Origin of the sequence: Pseudomonas sp. FP2254, assembly GCF_030687695.1 — a bacterium.
Classification (GTDB): domain Bacteria; phylum Pseudomonadota; class Gammaproteobacteria; order Pseudomonadales; family Pseudomonadaceae; genus Aquipseudomonas; species Aquipseudomonas quebecensis.
In genome coordinates this window covers 1,375,824-1,395,522 of the sequence record NZ_CP117444.1, presented here as the reverse complement: position 1 = coordinate 1,395,522, position 19,699 = coordinate 1,375,824, and the positions used below count along the sequence as shown (strand labels likewise).

The 19,699-nt window shown below is 60.4% G+C and carries 19 protein-coding genes; 10 read left to right on the top strand and 9 right to left on the bottom strand.

Annotated elements, in window-relative coordinates; all coding sequences use genetic code 11:
• The first annotated feature begins 24 nt into the window (after window positions 1–24).
• Window positions 25–1,887, top strand: coding sequence for an NAD(P)-binding protein (locus PSH94_RS06385; RefSeq protein WP_305436894.1), 1,863 nt, complete (start codon window positions 25–27; stop codon window positions 1,885–1,887).
• 357 nt (window positions 1,888–2,244) lie between these two features.
• Window positions 2,245–3,870, top strand: a complete 1,626-nt coding sequence (locus PSH94_RS06380) for a glucan biosynthesis protein D (RefSeq protein WP_181079104.1) — start codon at window positions 2,245–2,247, stop codon at window positions 3,868–3,870.
• Window positions 3,871–3,911: 41 nt separating this feature from the next.
• Here PSH94_RS06380 and PSH94_RS06375 read toward each other — a convergent pair whose 3' ends face one another.
• From PSH94_RS06375 to PSH94_RS06365, 3 genes are all read right to left on the bottom strand, one after another.
• Entirely contained in the window at window positions 3,912–4,097 is a 186-nt protein-coding gene (locus tag PSH94_RS06375; RefSeq protein WP_181079101.1) for a hypothetical protein, read from the bottom strand.
• 485 nt (window positions 4,098–4,582) lie between these two features.
• Window positions 4,583–5,689, bottom strand: coding sequence for an NADH:flavin oxidoreductase/NADH oxidase (locus PSH94_RS06370; protein ID WP_305436892.1), 1,107 nt, complete (start codon window positions 5,687–5,689; stop codon window positions 4,583–4,585).
• 125 nt (window positions 5,690–5,814) lie between these two features.
• Window positions 5,815–7,716: a potassium transporter Kup gene (locus PSH94_RS06365; protein ID WP_181080577.1), complete on the bottom strand. Its 1,902-nt coding sequence runs from the start codon at window positions 7,714–7,716 to the stop codon at window positions 5,815–5,817.
• Window positions 7,717–8,004: 288 nt separating this feature from the next.
• On the opposite strand from PSH94_RS06365, the gene rimO reads away from it, so the two are divergent.
• The 5 genes from rimO (at window position 8,005) to tsaA (ending at window position 11,930) form a co-directional block, all read left to right on the top strand.
• Window positions 8,005–9,345 (top strand): 30S ribosomal protein S12 methylthiotransferase RimO, encoded by a 1,341-nt coding sequence (gene rimO / locus PSH94_RS06360; RefSeq protein WP_181080576.1) that lies wholly within the window; start codon window positions 8,005–8,007, stop codon window positions 9,343–9,345.
• A 102-nt stretch (window positions 9,346–9,447) separates the two neighbouring features.
• Complete coding sequence (locus PSH94_RS06355) at window positions 9,448–9,921, top strand: GNAT family N-acetyltransferase (protein ID WP_266248182.1); 474 nt, start codon at window positions 9,448–9,450, stop codon at window positions 9,919–9,921.
• A gap of 71 nt (window positions 9,922–9,992) precedes the next feature.
• Entirely contained in the window at window positions 9,993–10,703 is a 711-nt protein-coding gene (locus PSH94_RS06350; protein ID WP_305436891.1) for an rRNA pseudouridine synthase, read from the top strand.
• A gap of 66 nt (window positions 10,704–10,769) precedes the next feature.
• Complete coding sequence (locus tag PSH94_RS06345; RefSeq protein WP_181080573.1) at window positions 10,770–11,231, top strand: DUF1456 family protein; 462 nt, start codon at window positions 10,770–10,772, stop codon at window positions 11,229–11,231.
• A 3-nt stretch (window positions 11,232–11,234) separates the two neighbouring features.
• Window positions 11,235–11,930 (top strand): tRNA (N6-threonylcarbamoyladenosine(37)-N6)-methyltransferase TrmO, encoded by a 696-nt coding sequence (tsaA, locus tag PSH94_RS06340; RefSeq protein WP_181080572.1) that lies wholly within the window; start codon window positions 11,235–11,237, stop codon window positions 11,928–11,930.
• An 85-nt stretch (window positions 11,931–12,015) separates the two neighbouring features.
• Here tsaA and fpr read toward each other — a convergent pair whose 3' ends face one another.
• Window positions 12,016–12,795, bottom strand: a complete 780-nt coding sequence (gene fpr, locus PSH94_RS06335; RefSeq protein ID WP_181080571.1) for a ferredoxin-NADP reductase — start codon at window positions 12,793–12,795, stop codon at window positions 12,016–12,018.
• Between the two features lie 124 nt (window positions 12,796–12,919).
• Between fpr and PSH94_RS06330 the strand changes: the two genes are divergently transcribed.
• Window positions 12,920–13,846: a LysR family transcriptional regulator gene (locus tag PSH94_RS06330; RefSeq protein WP_305436889.1), complete on the top strand. Its 927-nt coding sequence runs from the start codon at window positions 12,920–12,922 to the stop codon at window positions 13,844–13,846.
• A 3-nt stretch (window positions 13,847–13,849) separates the two neighbouring features.
• Here the strand turns inward: PSH94_RS06330 and PSH94_RS06325 are convergent, their stop codons facing one another.
• The 3 genes from PSH94_RS06325 to PSH94_RS06315 all read right to left on the bottom strand — a co-directional run bounded on the left by PSH94_RS06325 (window position 13,850) and on the right by PSH94_RS06315 (window position 15,898).
• On the bottom strand, window positions 13,850–14,212 hold the full coding sequence (locus PSH94_RS06325; RefSeq protein WP_003172176.1) for a diacylglycerol kinase: 363 nt from the start codon (window positions 14,210–14,212) through the stop codon (window positions 13,850–13,852).
• Between the two features lie 75 nt (window positions 14,213–14,287).
• A complete protein-coding gene (gene erdR, locus PSH94_RS06320; protein ID WP_181080570.1) occupies window positions 14,288–14,938 on the bottom strand; it encodes a response regulator transcription factor ErdR in 651 nt (216 codons plus the stop codon).
• Between the two features lie 240 nt (window positions 14,939–15,178).
• Window positions 15,179–15,898, bottom strand: a complete 720-nt coding sequence (locus tag PSH94_RS06315; protein ID WP_305436888.1) for a tRNA-uridine aminocarboxypropyltransferase — start codon at window positions 15,896–15,898, stop codon at window positions 15,179–15,181.
• A gap of 178 nt (window positions 15,899–16,076) precedes the next feature.
• Between PSH94_RS06315 and PSH94_RS06310 the strand changes: the two genes are divergently transcribed.
• Both PSH94_RS06310 and PSH94_RS06305 read left to right on the top strand, forming a co-directional pair.
• On the top strand, window positions 16,077–16,511 hold the full coding sequence (locus tag PSH94_RS06310; protein WP_253510820.1) for a PA3611 family quorum-sensing-regulated virulence factor: 435 nt from the start codon (window positions 16,077–16,079) through the stop codon (window positions 16,509–16,511).
• 363 nt (window positions 16,512–16,874) lie between these two features.
• Window positions 16,875–17,987: a TIGR00730 family Rossman fold protein gene (locus PSH94_RS06305; protein WP_253510817.1), complete on the top strand. Its 1,113-nt coding sequence runs from the start codon at window positions 16,875–16,877 to the stop codon at window positions 17,985–17,987.
• 124 nt (window positions 17,988–18,111) lie between these two features.
• Here PSH94_RS06305 and recX read toward each other — a convergent pair whose 3' ends face one another.
• Both recX and recA read right to left on the bottom strand, forming a co-directional pair.
• Window positions 18,112–18,579, bottom strand: coding sequence for a recombination regulator RecX (gene recX, locus PSH94_RS06300; protein WP_181080566.1), 468 nt, complete (start codon window positions 18,577–18,579; stop codon window positions 18,112–18,114).
• Window positions 18,580–18,587: 8 nt separating this feature from the next.
• Entirely contained in the window at window positions 18,588–19,646 is a 1,059-nt protein-coding gene (recA, locus tag PSH94_RS06295; RefSeq protein ID WP_123714828.1) for a recombinase RecA, read from the bottom strand.
• Window positions 19,647–19,699: the final 53 nt, after the last annotated feature.

Below are 19,699 nucleotides of genomic sequence, written 5' to 3'. Positions count from 1 at the left end.
TAACAATAATTTTCAGGATTGCCCATGGACATCACCCGCCGCGACTTCCTCAACGGCGTCGCCATCACCGTCGCTGCCGGCATGACGCCGCTGCAGATCCTTCGGGCCGCGCCCGACGGTCGCTATTACCCACCCGCCCTCACCGGCCTGCGCGGCAGCCATGTCGGCGCCTTCGAAGTGGCGCACCAGATGGGTTGGGAAAAGAAAGTCTTCGACACCGATAAATTGCCCATCACCGAGCACTATGACCTGGTGGTGATCGGCGGTGGCCTGAGCGGCTTGTCGGCGGCGTGGTTCTACCGCGAGAAACATCCGAATGCGAAAATCCTGATCCTGGAGAACCACGACGACTTCGGCGGCCACGCCAAGCGCAATGAGTTCCAGGCCGGCGGCCGCATGATCATCGGCTACGGCGGCAGTGAGGCCTTCCAGTCGCCCAACCACCTGTTCAGCAAACCGGTGAACGGCCTGCTGAAAAAACTCGGGGTGACTATCAAGCGCTTCGAAACGGCCTTCGACCGCCAGTTCTACCCAAACCTGGGGCTGTCGCGCGGGGTGTTCTTCGACAAGGAGAATTTCGGCGAAGACAAACTGGTGACCGGCGACCCGACGCCGATGGTGGCTGACGACATCGCCCCGGACCAGTTGCATGCGCGTGCCCTCGGTGACTTCATCAATGACTTCCCACTGCCGACCGCCGACCGCCAGGCGCTGATCGAGCTGCACACCGCCCCCAGGGACTACCTGCCCGGCAAGAATGCCAAGGAAAAGGCTGACTACCTGGCAGCCACCAGCTACCGGGATTTCCTGCTCAAGAACGTGGGATTGTCGGAAGGCGCGGTGAAGTATTTTCAGAGCCGTACCAACGACTTCATGGCCTTGAGCATCGATGCCGTGGCTGCTTCCGATGCCTACAATGTGGGTTTCCCAGGTTTTGGCGGAATGAATCTGGCGCCTATCAGCGAAGAAGCCGCCGCAGAAATGGAAGAGCCCTACATCTATCATTTCCCGGACGGCAATGCGTCGCTCGCACGCCTCCTGGTGCGCAGCCTGATTCCCGGGGTGGCGCCAGGGCACAGCATGGACGATATCGTGCTGGCGGCCTTCGACTACGCCAGGCTCGATCAACCCAAGGCACCGGTGCGCCTGCGTTTGAACAGCACGGTGGTGAGCGTGCGCAATGTCGGCGATGGCGTGCATATCGGCTACAGCCGAGGCGGACAACTCGCACAGGTGCGCGGCAAACGCTGCATCCTGGCCTGCTACAACATGATGATTCCTTACCTGCTCAAAGGCCTGCCCGCGCCTCAGGCCCACGCCTTGAGCCAGAACGTGAAATTCCCGCTGGTGTACACCAAGGTAGTGATCCGAAATTGGCAAGCGTTTCAGAAGCTGGGGGTGCATGAAATCTACGCGGCCACCCAGCCGTACAGCCGCATCAAACTGGACTACCCGGTGAGCATGGGCGGTTACGACCACCCGCGCGACCCCACGCAACCCATCGGCCTGCATATGGTCTACGTGCCCACCAGCCCCAACAGCGGCATGAACGCCCGCGATCAGGCCCGCGCCGGACGTGGCCGCTTGTATGGGCAGACATTCGAGCAACTGGAAGCGCAGTTGCGTGACCAACTGCAACGCATGCTCGGCCCGGGCGGGTTCAACCATGAGACGGATATTCTGGCGATCACAGTGAATCGCTGGTCCCACGGCTATGCGTATTTTTCCAACAGCCTGTTCGATGACGCCGACGAAAGCGAAGCGCTGATGAACCTGGCGCGCAAACCCCTGGGGCATGTGAGCATCGCCAACTCGGACGCGGCGTGGAGTGCGTACGCCCATGCGGCGATCGACGAGGCGTACCGAGCCGTGGGCGAAGTGGCCTGAAACACACCTCTGACAGACAATACAAAACTCTTTGTGGGAGGGGGCTTGCCCCCGATAGCAGTGGGTCAGCACTGAAATAGTTGGCTGATACACCGCTATCAGGGGGCAAGCCTGCTCCCACATTGGATTTTCATAATTCTTGAGTAATGTGTTCGTCCACAGCCCCGGAAATGTCTTGTCGCATTTGCAATGCCATCACCCCGCCACCAATCAATTTTCCTCCTCCACCGAACCGCTTAAGCTATCCGGCGTCTGTTTAATGTCCGTAGCGTTTGGCCGAAGGCATGTCCGAACCGTATTTTCTGATCCAGCACGTGCCAGGAACGGCGCGGGATTTGCTCACGACAGGTTGTCTCTATGCATCGCAGGAATTTGCTCAAAGCGTCCATGGCCATTGCGGCTTATACCGGTCTGTCGGCCAGTGGCCTGCTCGCTGCCCAGGCCTGGGCCGGGAACCGCGCCGCCGATGGCAAAGCCGTGGCGTTCGACTTCGAAACGCTCAAGGCCCAGGCCAAACAACTGGCCGCAACCGCCTACAAAGACACCAAACAAGTACTGCCGCCGACGCTGGCGACCATGACTCCGCAGAACTTCAACGCGATCGGCTACGACGGCAACCATTCGCTGTGGAAAGAACTCAATGGCCAGCTCGACGTGCAATTCTTCCACGTCGGCATGGGTTTCAAGACGCCGGTGCGCATGCACAGCGTCGACCCCAAGACGCGTGAAGCGCGTGAGGTGCATTTCCGCCCTTCACTGTTCAACTATGAAAAAACCACGGTCGACACCAAACAGCTGACCGGCGACCTGGGTTTCTCCGGCTTCAAACTGTTCAAGGCGCCGGAGCTGGACCGTCATGACGTGCTGTCGTTTCTCGGCGCCAGTTACTTCCGCGCGGTCGATTCCACCGGTCAGTACGGGTTATCCGCCCGCGGTCTGGCGATCGACACCTACGCGAAAAAGCGTGAAGAGTTTCCCGATTTCACGCAGTTCTGGTTCGAGACCCCGGACAAGAACGCCACCCGCTTTGTGGTCTACGCCCTGCTCGATTCGCCGAGCGCCACGGGTGCCTATCGCTTCGATATCGACTGCCAGGCCAACCAGGTCGTGATGGCCATCGACGCGCATATCAATGCGCGCACCGCAATCGAGCAACTGGGCATCGCGGCGATGACCAGCATGTTCAGTTGCGGCACCCACGAGCGCCGCATGTGCGACACCATCCACCCGCAGATCCACGATTCGGACCGCCTGGCCATGTGGCGCGGCAACGGCGAGTGGGTCTGCCGTCCGTTGAACAACCCGGCCAAGTTGCAATTCAACGCATTCGCCGACACCGACCCGAAAGGCTTCGGCCTGGTGCAGACCGACCATGAGTTCGCCAGCTACCAGGACACCGTGGACTGGTACAGCAAACGCCCAAGCCTATGGGTAGAACCCACGACAGCCTGGGGTGAAGGTTCGATCGACTTGCTGGAAATTCCCACCACCGGCGAAACCCTGGACAACATCGTGGCCTTCTGGACCCCGAAAAAACCGGTGGCCGCCGGCGATTCGCTCAACTACGGCTACAAACTGTACTGGAGCGCCCTGCCGCCGGTAAGCACGCCGCTGGCGCAGGTGGATGCCACCCGCTCCGGCATGGGCGGTTTTACCGAGGGCTGGGCACCGGGCGAGCATTATCCGGAGGTATGGGCACGGCGTTTTGCCGTGGACTTCAAAGGCGGCGGCCTGGACCGCCTGCCGGCCGGCACCGGGATCGAACCGGTGGTCACCTGTTCCCACGGCGAGGTAAAGGATTTCAGCGTGCTGGTGCTCGACAACATCAAGGGCTACCGCATTCTGTTTGACTGGTACCCGACCAGCGACAGCGTGGAGCCGGTGGAATTGCGCCTGTTCATTCGCACCCAGGACCGCACCTTGAGCGAAACCTGGCTGTACCAGTACTTTCCGCCGGCACCGGAGCAGCGCAAGTACACGTGATAACAAGGGGGAGCACCCGCTCCCCCTGACTGGAGGGCGGATCAGAACCGCGACACGCTTTTCATCGCGCCAATCAAATAGCGCATGGCCACCTGATCGTCCTCCGTCAATGCGCGATACTGCGCCAGCAGTTCCACTTCGTCCGAACTCAACCTTCGCCCCCGCAAAGACACCCTGCGCGTCAGAAATGACGTCACCACACCCGCTACACCATAGGACTTGGCCATGGACTGCTTCTCCTGATATCGAACAACTACTCCTTGCGCCCATCACCTGCGTCCCGTGAAGCGCAACGCCCCGACGGCAAGCCGACTGACTTCCTGGGCCAGAAATCAGGCTTACCGTAAGCGTAGAAACAATCTCGCAGCGCGTGGGATTTTTTTAGAGTATTCACTTAAAAAAATACTTGGGTAACAAATACCTACAGCCTTTTCCCCATCGCGAGGCGTAAAAAAACCCACCGGGCCAGGGCAATGCCAGTCAGTTAAGGAGGAACACTGTAACTGTGGTGAGCGGGCTTGCCCCGCGTTGGGCTGCGCAGCAGCCCCAATAGGAGCGTCGCAGTATGCGAGGCAGCTCCGGGACTATGTTTTGGGGCTGCTTCGCAGCCCAACGCGGGGCAAGCCCGCTCGCCACAGGGTACTGGTTGCCCGTTCCGTCTCTTAACTGACCGGCATTGACCGGGTCAGGGTGGGTTTTGAAGCGACGAAGGCTAATTCTTCAAGTCAGACTCATGGATCGGCTGATCCCGATGGGTCGCGCGCTGATATTGCGCCGGCCAGGTCGCCTTGCGCCCGCCCAGGTCGTCGTCGGCATGCAAGGGCCAATACGGATCGCGCAGCAGCTCTCGGGCCAGGAAGATGATATCGGCCTGGCAGGTACGCAGGATGTGCTCGGCCTGCGCCGGCTCGGTGATCATGCCGACGGTGCCGGTGGCGATGCCCGCCTCCTTGCGCACGCGTTCGGCGAAACGCGTCTGATAGCCCGGCCCGGTGGGGATCTCGGCGTTGGCGGCGGTGCCGCCGGACGAGACGTCGATCAGATCCACCCCAAGGTCCTTCAGGCGGCGCGCCAATTCCACGGTTTCATCCGGGTTCCAGCCATCTTCGACCCAGTCGGTGGCCGATACCCGCACGAACAACGGCAGCTCCCGTGGCCACGCCTCGCGCACGGCCTCGGTCACTTGCAGCACCAGGCGAATGCGATTTTCGAACGAACCACCGTATGCGTCCTGGCGCTGATTGCTCAGCGGCGAGAGGAACTGATGCAACAGGTAGCCGTGCGCCGCGTGGATCTCCACTACCTTGAAGCCGGCCGTCAGGGCGCGTCTGGCGGCCGCGACGAAGTCGGCGATCACCTGCTGGATCTGGGCTTCATCCAATGGTTTGGGCTGGGTGTGCTGGGGGTCGAAGGCAATCGGCGACGGCGCGACCGGCACCCAGCCACCGTCTTCAGGCTTGACGCTGCCGTGCTTGCCGAGCCACGGGCGGTGAGTGCTGGCCTTGCGCCCGGCATGCGCCAGCTGGATTCCGGCCACCCCACCCTGGGCCGCAATAAAGCGCGTAATGCGTTGCAGCGGTTCGATCTGTTGGTCGTTCCACAGCCCCAGGTCCTGGGCAGTAATGCGACCAACGGCGCTCACCGCAGTGGCTTCGGTGAAGATCAGGCCAGCGCCGCCTACCGCACGGCTGCCGAGGTGCACCAAGTGCCAGTCATTGGCCAGGCCATCGGCGCTGGAGTACTGGCACATCGGCGATACGGCGATGCGGTTGGGCAAAGTCAATTGGCGCAGGGTGTAGGATTCGAGCAGTTGACTCATGGCGCACCTCTTCTGGGTTCTGTGGGCACTCTTCAAAGCGTGCTTAGAGCCTAGTCGACAACGCGCGATCGCACAGGGTTCAGCACAACACGGGCGCCGATGGCCGGCGCCCGTGCTGCGTGGGCTTACATCTCGACCTGGGTACCCAGCTCGATCACCCGGTTAACCGGCAGTTTGAAGAAGCGCAGGTTGCCGTTGGCGTTTTTCAACATAAACGCGAACAAGCCTTCGCGCCAGCGCGCCATGCCCTTGATGCGCGAGGCAATCACCGTTTCACGGCTGAGGAAATAGGTGGTACGCATCGGGCTGAAATCCAGTTCGTCCAGATGACACAGCTTCAGCGCCTGGGGTACGTCCGGCTCGTCGGTGAACCCGAAGTGCAGGATGACGCGGAAGAAGCCTTCGCCGTAGGCATCCACCTCGAAACGTCGGGTGGCCGGTACGCGTGGAATATCTTCGTAGACCACGGTCAACAGCACCACCTGCTCATGCAGCACCTGGTTGTGCAGCAGGTTGTGCAACAGCGCATGGGGCACCGCATCCGGGCGCGCCGTGAGGAACACCGCCGTACCCTGCACCCGATGGGGCGGTTGCACGCGGATGCTGCTGATAAAGATCGGCAGCGGCAGGCCGCCTTCGTCGAGGCGCTCCACCAGCAATTGCTTGCCGCGCTTCCAAGTGGTCATCAGCACGAACAGCACGATGCCCGCCAATACCGGGAACGCGCCGCCCTGGATGATCTTCGGCACGTTGGCGGCGAAGTACAGACCGTCGACCAACAGGCAGCAGACCAGCACCGGCACCGCCAGCACCGGCGGCCATTTCCACAGCAGCAGCATCACCGCCGACACCAGGATGGTGGTCATCAGCATGGTGCCGGTTACCGCCACGCCGTAGGCCGAGGCCAACGCGTTGGACGATTCGAAACCCAGTACCAGCAGGATCACGCCGACCATCAACGACCAGTTCACCGCGCCGATATAGATCTGGCCCTGTTCGGCGCTGGAGGTGTGCTGGATATGCATGCGCGGGATGTAACCGAGTTGGATCGCCTGGCGCGTCAGGGAGAACGCACCGGAAATCACCGCCTGGGAGGCAATCACAGTGGCCAGGGTGGACAACACCACCAACGGGATCAGCGCCCAGCTCGGCGCCAGCAGATAAAACGGGTTGCGCGCGGCTTCGGGATCGCCCAGCAGCATCGCGCCCTGGCCGAAATAGTTGAGTACCAACGCCGGCAACACCAGCATGAACCACGCACGGGCAATCGGCTTGCGACCGAAGTGGCCCATGTCGGCATACAGCGCTTCGGCGCCGGTCAATGCCAGCACTACCGCGCCGAGGATCGCCACGCCGATGCCTGGATGGGCCTCGAAGAAACGCACGGCCCAGATCGGGTTCAGGGCATGGAGTACCTCAGGGTGCAGGGTGATGCCGTACACACCCAGGCCGCCCAGCACCAGAAACCAGGTCACCATCACCGGCCCGAACAGTTTGCCGATATGGTCGGTGCCGTGCTTCTGGATCAGGAACAGCGCCACCAACACCACCAGGGCAATCGGCACTACCCATTTTTCCAGGCCATCGAACGCCAGTTCCAGGCCTTCCACGGCCGACAATACGGAAATTGCCGGGGTGATCATGCTGTCACCGTAGAACAATGCCGCGCCGCACAGGCCACAGACCACCAGGAAACTGCGCAGCCGTCTGCGCTCCCCCGCCGCCCGCCGCGCCAGCGCGGTGAGGGCCATAATCCCGCCTTCGCCCTGGTTGTCGGCACGCAGTACAAACAGCATGTACTTGATCGACACCACCCAGATCAGCGACCAGAAGATCAGCGCCAGAATCCCCAGCACGCCATCGTGGTTGACCTGAACCCCATAACCGCCGTTGAACACCTCTTTAAGGGTATAGAGCGGGCTGGTTCCGATATCGCCATAAACCACCCCGACCGCTGCCACCAGCATGCCAATCGGTTTGGCGTTTGAATGCTCGGCACCTACTGCCTGACTACTTGCCTGACCCATCAACCACTCCTGCCCTTTGACCTGAGGTCTTATATGAACAACGCGTCTAAGCCGACGCTAGCATGCGCCGTTTTACTTCTCGTAACAGACGTTTTATTGACCCAAGGGTTTTACCCATGCGTAACGGCGCGAAGCATAGCGCAGCGCTCGTCGTATTTCCCTGCATAAAGCTGGTCAAGTGCGTTGCCCATCGCTAGAATTGCGCACTTTTTGATCAGAGGCGCGCCAAGCGCCCGTCCGCTGCCCTGCCCTTTGCGGCGGCGGCGTCATTCAATACCGAGGTTAGACATGTCCACCACTCCCGCAACGGCCAACCCCAAGGTCGGCTTTGTATCCCTGGGTTGCCCCAAGGCGCTGGTCGATTCCGAGCGCATCCTGACCCAACTGCGCATGGAAGGCTATGACGTGGTGTCCACTTATCAGGACGCGGATGTGGTGGTGGTCAACACCTGTGGCTTTATCGACTCGGCCAAGGCGGAGTCGCTGGAGGTGATCGGTGAAGCCATCAAGGAAAACGGCAAGGTCATCGTGACCGGCTGCATGGGCGTGGAAGAAGGCAATATCCGCAATGTGCACCCCAGCGTGCTCGCGGTGACCGGCCCGCAGCAGTACGAGCAAGTGGTCAACGCTGTGCACGACGTGGTGCCGCCACGCCAGGATCACAACCCGTTGATCGACCTGGTGCCGCCCCAAGGCATCAAGCTGACCCCGCGCCACTACGCGTACCTGAAGATCTCCGAAGGCTGTAACCATAGCTGCAGCTTCTGCATTATCCCGTCAATGCGCGGCAAGCTGGTGAGCCGTCCGGTGGGCGACGTGCTCGACGAGGCCCAGCGCCTGGTCAAGTCTGGCGTGAAGGAGCTGCTGGTGATCTCGCAGGACACCAGTGCCTACGGCGTCGATGTGAAATACCGCACCGGCTTCTGGAACGGCGCGCCGGTAAAAACCCGCATGACCGAACTCTGCGAAGCCCTCAGCAGCTTGGGCGTGTGGGTGCGCCTGCACTACGTCTACCCCTACCCGCATGTGGACGAGCTGATCCCGCTGATGGCCGCCGGCAAGATCCTGCCGTACCTGGACATCCCGTTCCAGCACGCCAGCCCGAAAGTGCTCAAGGCCATGAAGCGCCCGGCCTTTGAGGACAAAACCCTGGCGCGCATCAAGAACTGGCGCGAGATCTGCCCGGACTTGATCATCCGCTCCACCTTTATCGTCGGCTTTCCCGGCGAGACCGAAGAAGACTTCCAGTACCTGCTGGACTGGCTGACCGAGGCCCAACTGGACCGCGTCGGCTGCTTCCAGTACTCGCCGGTGGAAGGCGCCCCGGCCAACCTGCTGGACCTGGCCGTGGTGCCGGACGACGTCAAGCAGGACCGTTGGGAACGCTTCATGGCGCACCAACAGGCCATCAGCTCGGCGCGCCTGCAACTGCGCATCGGCAAGGAAATCGAAGTGCTCATCGACGAAGTCGACGAACAAGGCGCCGTGGGCCGTTGCTTCTTCGATGCGCCGGAGATCGACGGCAATGTGTTTATCGACGATGCCAGCGGTTTGAAGCCGGGCGACAAGGTCTGGTGCACCGTGACCGACGCCGATGAATACGACCTGTGGGCCGAAAAACGCGACTGATCGCTGGAAACTTGAAAAAGCCCTGCTTCTGGACAAGATGCGGGGCTTTTTTCGGTCTATTGTTTTGCCCATCGGCGCACACATCGGCAAGAGGCAACGGGCATGCGGCAGCATTCGGTCATTCATACACCTAACACCCGCGATTACCCGGAACTGGTCCGGGTGTGGGAAGCGTCGGTGCGCGCCACCCATGATTTTCTGCCCGACAGCTACATCGTATTACTCAAAGACCTGGTGCTGACCCGCTACCTGGATGCGGTGATGCTGGTCTGCACCAAGGACGCCCGCCAGCGCATCACTGGGTTTGCCGGGGTAGCGGCGGGAAAAGTCGAGATGCTGTTCATCGATCCGCAACACCGTGGCCAAGGCTTGGGCCGCCAGTTGCTGCGCTACGCGGTGGAGTGCATGAACGCCGACGAGCTGGAAGTCAACGAACAGAATCCCCAGGCCCTGGCCTTTTACCTCAAGCAAGGTTTCGAGGTGATCGGACGCACCGAGCATGACGGCCTCGGCCAGCCTTATCCGTTGCTGCGCATGCGCTTGCGCCAGCTGTCGTCACAGGCGCGCCAGGGCTAAATGAAATGGGGCCGGGATTAACCGGCGCCAGGCAGGTACAATAGCCGCCCCCTTTTGTTACGGCCCTTGTCATGACTGACCCCATACGCCTCTCCAAACGCCTTATCGAACTGGTCGGTTGCTCCCGTCGGGAGGCTGAGCTGTTTATCGAAGGCGGCTGGGTCTCGGTGGACGGTGAAGTGATCGACGAACCGCAGTTCAAGGTCACCACCCAGAAAGTCGAACTCGACCCCGAGGCCAAGGCTACCGCGCCGGAACCGGTGACCATCCTGCTGCACGCCCCGGCCGGTGTGGATGCTGATACCGCGATGGCGATGATCAGCGCCGAAACCCTGTCGGACGAACATCGTTTCGGCAAGCGTCCGCTCAAAGGCCACTTCCTGCGCCTGAGCGCCAGCGCCGACCTGCAGGCCAAGGCCAGCGGCCTGCTGGTGTTTACCCAGGACTGGAAGATTCTGCGCAAGTTGACCGCCGATGCCGCCAAGATCGAGCAGGAGTATGTCGTGGAGGTCGAAGGCGAGATGGTTGCCCACGGCCTTAACCGCCTGAACCACGGCCTGACCTACAAAGGCAAAGAGCTGCCAGCCGTAAAAGCCAGCTGGCAGAACGAAAATCGCCTGCGCTTTGCGCTGAAAAATCCGCAACCCGGCATGATCGCGCTGTTCTGCGAGGCGGTCGGCCTGAAGGTCGTGGCTATTCGCCGCATCCGCATAGGCGGGGTGTCCATTGGCAAGGTTCCAGTGGGCCAATGGCGTTACCTGTCCGGCAAAGAGAAATTTTAAGCTGCTCCCCCTTTCGACAGCGCCCCGCCGGGCGTTGTCCACCGTTGAAAACCAGGATTGCCCACCATGATTCACAACGACGTACTGCGCAGCGTGCGCTACATGCTCGATATCAGCGACAACAAGATGGTCGAGATCACCAAGCTCGGCGGCATGGACATCACCAAGGATGACCTGCTGACTTACCTCAAGAAGGACGAAGAAGAAGGCTTCGTGTTCTGCCCGGACGAGGTCATGGCGCACTTTCTCGATGGCCTGGTGATCTTCAAGCGTGGCAAGGATGAAAGCCGTCCACCGCAGCCGATCGAGACGCCGGTCACCAACAACATCATTCTCAAGAAGCTGCGCGTGGCCTTCGAACTGAAGGAAGATGATATGCACGCCATTCTCAAGGCCGCCGAATTCCCGGTGTCCAAGCCGGAATTGAGCGCGCTGTTTCGCAAATTCGGCCACACCAACTATCGCCCGTGCGGCGACCAGTTGCTGCGTAACTTCCTCAAGGGGCTGACTCTGCGGGTGCGTGCGTAAGCCATGAGTCACTTGGTCTCCCCCGTCGGTTTCGTGCGCTCCTGTTTCAAGGAGAAGTTCGCCATCCCGCGCCAACCGCAACTGGCGCCGGCCGCCCGCGGCGTGCTGGAGCTGGTGGCGCCGTTCGACCAGGGCGAGGCCGTTCAAGGCCTGGAGCAAGTCAGCCATGTGTGGCTGCTGTTTCTGTTCCATCAGGCGTTGGAAGACAAGCCGCGCCTGAAAGTGCGCCCGCCACGCCTGGGGGGCAATACGTCCATGGGGGTGTTCGCCACCCGTGCGACCCATCGGCCCAATGGCATCGGCCAGTCGGTGGTGAAACTGGACAGGGTCGAGCCGGGTCGGTTGTGGATCTCCGGGATCGATCTGCTCGACGGCACGCCGGTGCTGGACATCAAGCCTTACGTGCCTTACGCCGACATCATCGACACGGCCAGCAACCGCATCGCCAGCGGGGCGCCGGCGTTGATTCCCGTACAGTGGCTGAAGACTGCGCTGCAGCAAGCACAAGGCCATGCCCAGCGTCTCGGCGAGCCGTTGGTGGAATTGATTGATCAGTGTTTGGCGCAGGACCCCCGGCCCGCGTACCAGACGCCTGGGCCGGAGCGCGAGTACGGGGTGCGCTTCTGGGATGTGGATGTGCGCTGGCACTATCCCGAGGCTGGGGTGATTTGCGTATTGGAAGTGGTGACAGCGGGATAAACCGCAAACCAACTGTGGGTGGGGACAAGCCCCCTCCCACATTCAGGTCTTCTGTATTGTCCAGTCAGCAGATGGTTTGGCTGCTTTATTTCTCGACGAATGCGCGTTCGATCAGGTAATCACCTGGCTCGCGCATGCGTGGCGAAACTTTCAGGCCGAAGCTGTTGAGCACTTCGCTGGTCTCGTCCAGCATGCTTGGGCTGCCGCACAGCATGGCGCGGTCGTCCTCGGGGTTGATCGGCGGCAAGCCGATGTCCCGGAACAGCTTGCCGCTGCGCATCAGGTCGGTCAGGCGGCCCTGGTTTTCAAAGGGCTCGCGGGTCACGGTGGGGTAGTAGATCAACTTCTCACGCACGGCCTCGCCGAAGAATTCGTTCTGCGGCAGGTGCTCGGTGATGAACTCGCGGTAGGCGACTTCGTTGACGTAGCGCACGCCGTGGCACAGGATCACTTTTTCAAAACGCTCGTAGGTTTCCGGATCCTGGATCACACTCATGAACGGCGCCAGGCCAGTGCCGGTGCTGAGCAGGTACAGGTGTTTTCCGGGCTTCAAGTCGTCCAGCACCAGGGTGCCTGTCGGTTTCTTGCTGATGAGGACCTCATCGCCTTCCTTCAGGTGCTGCAATTGGGAAGTCAGCGGGCCATCCGGCACCTTGATGCTGAAGAACTCCAAATGCTCTTCCCAGTTCGGACTGGCAATGGAATAAGCGCGCATGAGCGGGCGGCCGTTGGGTTGCTGCAGGCCGATCATCACGAACTGACCGTTCTCGAAGCGCAGGCCCGGATCGCGGGTGCACTTGAAGCTGAACAGAGTGTCGTTCCAGTGATGAACACTGAGGACACGCTCGTGGTTCATGTTGCTCATGTACGGGGAACTCCTGGAAATGGGTCTGCGCCAAATGTGAAATGCGCAATTGCAGCGCATTCTAATGGCGGCGACAATATCTGTTAACTGGATTATTAAGATAAGGGTTATCGGTTATATCGATATGCGATTTACTCTCCGTCAACTGCAAGTCTTCGTCGCCGTCGCCCAGCAGGAAAGCGTTTCGCGCGCTGCTGGCCTTCTGGCTTTATCCCAATCCGCCGCCAGCACGTCGATTACCGAACTGGAGCGTCAATCCAGCTGCCAATTGTTCGACCGCGCCGGTAAACGCTTGAGTCTCAATGCCCTGGGCCATCAGCTGTTGCCCCAGGCGGTCGCGCTGCTGGACCAGGCCAAGGAGATCGAAGACCTGCTCAACGGCAAGTCCGGCTTCGGCTCCCTGGCGGTCGGGGCCACCCTGACGATCGGCAATTACCTGGCGACGCTGCTGATCGGCAGCTTCATGCAGCAGCACCCCGAAAGCCAGGTGAAATTGCACGTGCAGAACACCGCAAATATCGTGCATCAAGTGGCGCATTACGAAATTGATCTGGGTCTGATCGAAGGCGACTGCAGCCACCCGGATATCGAAGTACAGACCTGGGTAGAAGACGAGTTAGTGGTGTTTTGCGCCCCACAGCACCACCTGGCCAAACGTGGCGTGGCGAGCATGGACGAGTTGACCCATGAAGCGTGGATCCTGCGCGAACAAGGCTCAGGCACACGCCTGACGTTTGACCAAGCCATGCGCCATCACCGCAGCGCACTGAACATCCGCCTCGAACTGGAACACACCGAGGCGATCAAGCGTGCGGTGGAGTCGGGTCTGGGGATCGGCTGTATCTCAAGGCTGGCGCTGCGTGACGCGTTTCGTCGTGGCAGCCTGGTGCCGGTGGAAACCCCTGATCTGGACTTGGCACGGCAGTTTTACTTCATCTGGCACAAGCAGAAATACCAGACCTCGGCGATGCGCGAGTTCCTGGAACTCTGCCGCGCATTCACCGCCGGCGTGCAGCGCAGCGACGAAATCGTGCTGCCCAACATTGCCTGAGGCTTAGATCAGGATGACGGCCCACACCAGGGTAATCATGGTCAGGGCCACGAATTGCGCGGCGCTGCCCATGTCCTTGGCGTTTTTCGACAAAGGATGGCGATCCAGGGAGATGCGATCGATGGCCGCTTCCACCGCCGAGTTGAGCAGCTCGACAATCAACGCCAGCAGGCATACGGCAATCAGCAACGCCCGCTCGACACGGCTGACATTGAGGAAAAAGCTCAGTGGGATGAGGATCACATTGAGCAACACCAACTGCCGGAATGCCGCCTCGCCGGTGAACGCTGCGCGCAGGCCATCCAGGGAATATCCCCCAGCATTGAAGATACGTTTGATACCGGTTTGACCCTTGAAAGGCGACATAGATGTAGGCAACTGAACCAAAGGAGTGGGGAAACTAGATCACGCAAAGTCAAAAAAGCGTGAATCGGTGAGATCTTAATGCTGCGAAATTGACTCAAGTTGTTGCAGGAGCAACGCCGCCTGGGTGCGGGTGCGCACGTTCAACTTGCGGAAAATGGCAGTGACGTGCGCCTTGATGGTTGCCTCCGAAACTTTCAACTCGTAGGCAATCTGCTTGTTCAACAAGCCCTCGCAGACCATGGTCAATACCCGGAACTGTTGAGGGGTCAAGCTGGCCAAGCCATCACGAGCGGCCTTGGCTTCGTCGGATACATTGATGTGTTCAAATGCTTGGGGCGGCCAGGACATATCGCCGTCCAACACGGCACGCACCGCCTTCTGGATATCTTCCATGGCGCTGGACTTGGGAATGAACCCGCTGGCACCAAATTCCCTGGATCGCACCACCACATCGGCCTCTTCCTGCGCCGAGACCATCACCACCGGAATCTGCGGGTACTGGCCGCGTAGCAACACCAGCCCGGAGAAGCCATAGGCACCGGGCATGTTCAGGTCAAGCAACACCAGGTCCCAGTCGGTTTTATCGGTCAGGCAGCTTTCCAGCTCGGCAATGCTGGCCACTTCGACCAGGCGGACATCCGGCCCAAGGCCCAGCGTCACCGCTTGACGCAACGCACTGCGAAACAGCGGGTGATCGTCGGCTATCAGGATTTCGTATGTGGCCATTGATTAAATGATCCTGTTTTTTATGGGAGCCCCAATGGGTTCAGGGTTCACCAATACACAAGGCGGCGACCAGGCAGCCATCGCCAGAGGGCGTGCTCGACGCAAAACGACGTCGAATCTCCATGCTGGCGCCTCAATCGGCGCACAGCATGCCCAGCGTAGCCTGGGGGGTCAAGCACTACGCCCGTGGGCAGTTTAGCGGGGGAGCGGGTAAGGTGCCATCATGCAAACGTCGTCTGGCTAAAGCGCTGGGACATAGGGCGCAAGACGCGTGTGCACGACATCCGTCGGGTCCAGCGGCAGCTGGAACTTGGCGGCCAGGTAGTGGGCGCTGAATACGTCAAGGTAAGCGTCCAGCACCTCACTGGCGACCGCATCCTCGGCCAACTCCAGGCACAGCGCCGCCACTTCGGCGGTGCAGAAATGATCATCGCGCTTGGAGCGCCGCAGTTTGTAGCGCGACAGCTGCTCAGGCGCCAGGCTCAGCACCGGCAGATGCTCCAGATACGGGCTCTTGCGGAACATCTTGCGCGCTTCACTCCAGGTGCCGTCCAACAGGATGAACAACGGTCGTCTGCCCTCTCCCACCGTCACGGCACTGACGACCCGCTCCGGCGCCACGAACTCGCCGGGGAACACGACATAGGGCTGCCACTGCGGGTCGGCCAGCAGGAGCAGCAGCTCCGGATCCACTTCGGTGCGCGACCAGGCGAACGCCGTGGTGTCCTTGATGACATCAGCGATCAGCCAGCCGGTGTTGCTGGGCTTCATCGGTTCGACATCGTGCATCAGCAGGCACATGGCGGACCTGGCGGCGACCTCGGGACGCCAGGCGCACAGGCAATATTGCGCAATCACGCGGCAGCCGGAACAGCGTTCAGCGCGCGAGCCACGATTAACGAAGGGTTTGATGGCGCGCGCCAGACGCTGAGCACGCAGGCGGGAGACGGCGTGGCTCATCGGATGCGCCGCATGGACGGGTAAATCGACACAGGGTCACTCAAAATGGGTTGAAGTGGCGGCAGTTTACCAGCGATACGCCTGGCTGTAGTGGCGACGCCTCACCTATAATCGCCCGCCACTGAACGCACAGCGCAGTGGCGGGTCTATGCACCTGTAACCGAATCAGGAGAATTTCATGCTGCGTTCCATGCTGCGTCTTGTCGCCCCATCCGTCGCGCTTGCGCTGGTCCTGCCCATCGGCGCCCAGGCGGCCTCGCTGCTGGAGGCTCAAATGAACAGGAAGCTGCAAAGTGTCGCTGCTGAAAGCAACAAGGGCCTGCCGCGGGAAATCGACGAAAAAACCCTCGAAGTGGCCTACACCGTTGAAGGTATGCAGTTAATTGACCACCTGAGCGTGATGCCTGACCGCGCCGAACAGATGCGCGCCAATCCCAAGGCTGTGTACTTTCAGTTGGGCCGCAGCGTTTGCACGAACGCGGGCTACCGCGAATTGATGGCCAAGGGCGCGGTGATGCGTTATGAAATCACCGAGAACAAGAGCAACCGTCCAGTGGCCTCGGTGAAGTTTGCGGAAGCGGACTGCCCGGCGCCATCGAAGAAGAAAAAGTAATCTGGCCTTATCCTCGCGCCGCGGTCCCGCGGCGCGCTCCCCCGCTTTGCCATTGTTCCTCGCCCATCTGACCAACCAATAAGCGGTTGCCAGCCAAGGCTTTTTCGGCCCATGATCAGGCCATCCCAGCCCCCCTTGCACAACGGCGCTCACGCCGTCCTGTAACATTTCCCGGGCACAAGAGGGTTGCCCTCCCGCGGACTTGAAGTGCAAAGGTTTTTAAATCACAAGGACTATACAGAGCGCGCTTTGCCGACAGGCAAACAGGTGCAACGCCTATGGCATGCAGCGACACATGCAGTGTCGTGGCCTGCGGACGATCGATTGCCGTCGGCCCAACCTCTGTGAAGAAGGAGACGTTGAATGCCTTACCAATCGAATGACAGTTTGCTACGCCATTTTGAAGAACACGGGCCCCAGCTCGCACAGCAAGTCGACGCGCAGCTCGAGCAGATAGCCCCCAACAGCCCGAATACCCCTCTTTATCGCGACATGATTCTCACCGTGCTGCGCATGGCCCAGGACGACCGCGACCGCTGGAACGCCAAAATCACCCTGCAGGCCATCCGCGAACTGGATCATGCGTTCCGGGTTCTGGAACAGTTCAGGGGCCGACGCAAAGTCACGGTGTTCGGCTCAGCACGTACCCCCGTAGAAAGCCCGCTGTATGCCTTGGCTCGCGAGGTGGGCGCAGCTTTGGCGCGCTCTGACCTGATGGTGATCACCGGCGGTGGCGGCGGCATCATGGCGGCAGCGCATGAGGGTGCCGGCCTGGAGCATAGCCTGGGGTTCAACATCACCCTGCCGTTTGAACAGCACGCCAACCCCACCATTGATGGCACGGAAAACCTGCTGTCATTCCACTTCTTCTTCACCCGCAAGCTGTTCTTCGTCAAGGAAGCCGATGCGCTGGTCTTGTGCCCTGGCGGCTTTGGCACCCTGGATGAAGCGCTGGAGGTGTTGACGCTGATCCAGACCGGCAAGAGCCCTCTGGTGCCGGTGGTGTTGCTGGACGCACCGGGTGGCGGGTTTTGGCAAGGCGCCTTGGACTTTATCCGCAATCAACTGGAGGCCAATCGCTACATCTTGCCGACCGACCTTAAGCTGGTCAGGCTTGTGTACAGCGCCGAAGAGGCTGTAGAGGAGATCAATCAGTTCTACGCCAACTTCCACTCCACGCGCTGGCTGAAACGCGAGTTCGTGATGCGCATGAACCATCCGCTCAGCGAGCGCGCCCTCACCCACTTGCAGACGGAATTTGCCAGCCTGCGTTTGAGCGGGGAGTTCCAGCAACTGGCATATACCGGGGAGGAACATGATGAGGCAAAGTTCAGCCACCTGACGCGATTGGTGTTCAACTTCAATGGACGGGATCAAGGTCGGTTGCGGGAGCTGGTGGACTACATCAACCTGCCGGAGAACTGGGCGCACGCCCAAGGCACGGCGCAGCAGCGGGTGGCACCGGAGCCGGCGTGAATCCATAAACGCTAAACGCAAAAAAGGCCCGCTATTTTCATAGCGGGCCTTTTTGGGTGTATCAGGGGATCGTATTGAGTGGCTATGGGTTACGTCACAGTTTGTCGGAACAAATCTCCGGCTCTCAGTCGTCCATCTCTCGACCGCTGAGCAAGCGGCTGATCATGTCCATCGGAAACCCGCGATAACTCAAAAAGCGTCCTTGTTTCGCACGTTCCCTGGCATCGATTGGCAAATGACCAGAGAACTTGCGGCGCCAGGTATCCTCCAGTTGCGACTGCCAATTGATACCGCACTCGCGCAACGCGAGGTCGATATCGCCACGCTGCAAACCGCGCTGGCTCAACTCCTCGCGAATTCGCGCGGGGCCGTAGCCGGAACGGGCTCTATAGGACACAAAGCTTTCAAGGTAACGGGATTCGGAAAGCAGACCCTCTTCCGTCAACCGGTCGAGGGCGGTTTCGATCATTTCGGGCTCCGCGCCGCGCTGACGCAGCTTACGCGTCAGCTCGACTCGACCATGCTCGCGGCGAGCGAGCAGGTCCATTGCAGTGCGCCGAACGGCGACGAGTGTATCCAGTACAACAGTCATCGCTGGCTTCAGATGTCGGTATCGGCTTCTTCCATCTCGTCAACCGGCTCACGGTTGGCGGCAGCTTTCACATCTGGTGCTGCGGTCAGCAGCTTGTCGCGAATCTGCTTCTCAAGCGTAGCGGCGATGTCCGGGTTATCCGCCAGGAACTTGGCCGAGTTGGCCTTGCCTTGACCAATCTTGCTGCCGTTGTAGGCGTACCAGGCACCGGATTTTTCAACGAAACCGTGCAACACGCCCAGGTCAATCATCTCGCCGTTCAGGTAAATGCCCTTGCCGTAGAGAATCTGGAATTCAGCCTGACGGAATGGTGGAGCCACCTTGTTCTTCACAACCTTGACGCGAGTTTCGCTCCCGACAACCTCGTCACCTTCCTTCACCGCGCCAGTACGACGGATATCCAGGCGGACCGATGCGTAGAACTTCAACGCGTTACCACCCGTGGTGGTTTCCGGGCTGCCGAACATTACGCCGATCTTCATACGGATCTGGTTGATGAAGATCACCAGGCAGTTCGCGTTCTTGATGTTACCGGTGATTTTACGCAGTGCCTGGGACATCAGGCGGGCTTGCAGACCCACGTGCATGTCGCCCATTTCGCCTTCGATTTCAGCCTTGGGCACCAGTGCCGCCACGGAGTCGACCACGATCACGTCGATGGCATTGGAGCGCACCAGCATGTCGGTGATTTCCAGGGCCTGCTCACCGGTGTCCGGCTGGGAAACCAGCAGGTCATCGACGTTGACGCCCAGCTTGCCGGCGTACTCAGGGTCCAGGGCGTGCTCGGCGTCGACGAATGCGCAGGTGGCGCCCATCTTCTGCGCCTGGGCGATCACCGACAGGGTCAGGGTGGTTTTACCGGAAGATTCAGGACCGTAGATCTCAACGATACGGCCTTTTGGCAGGCCGCCAATGCCGAGTGCGATATCCAGACCCAGAGAGCCAGTGGAAATAGCCGGGATCGCCTGACGGTCGTGATCGCCCATACGCATTACGGCACCCTTGCCGAATTGACGTTCGATCTGACCCAGGGCCGCAGCCAAGGCTTTCTTCTTGTTGTCGTCCATTAAAGTCCTCACGTAATCAATAAGGCCTGACGGCCAACACCTGTATAAGTAGA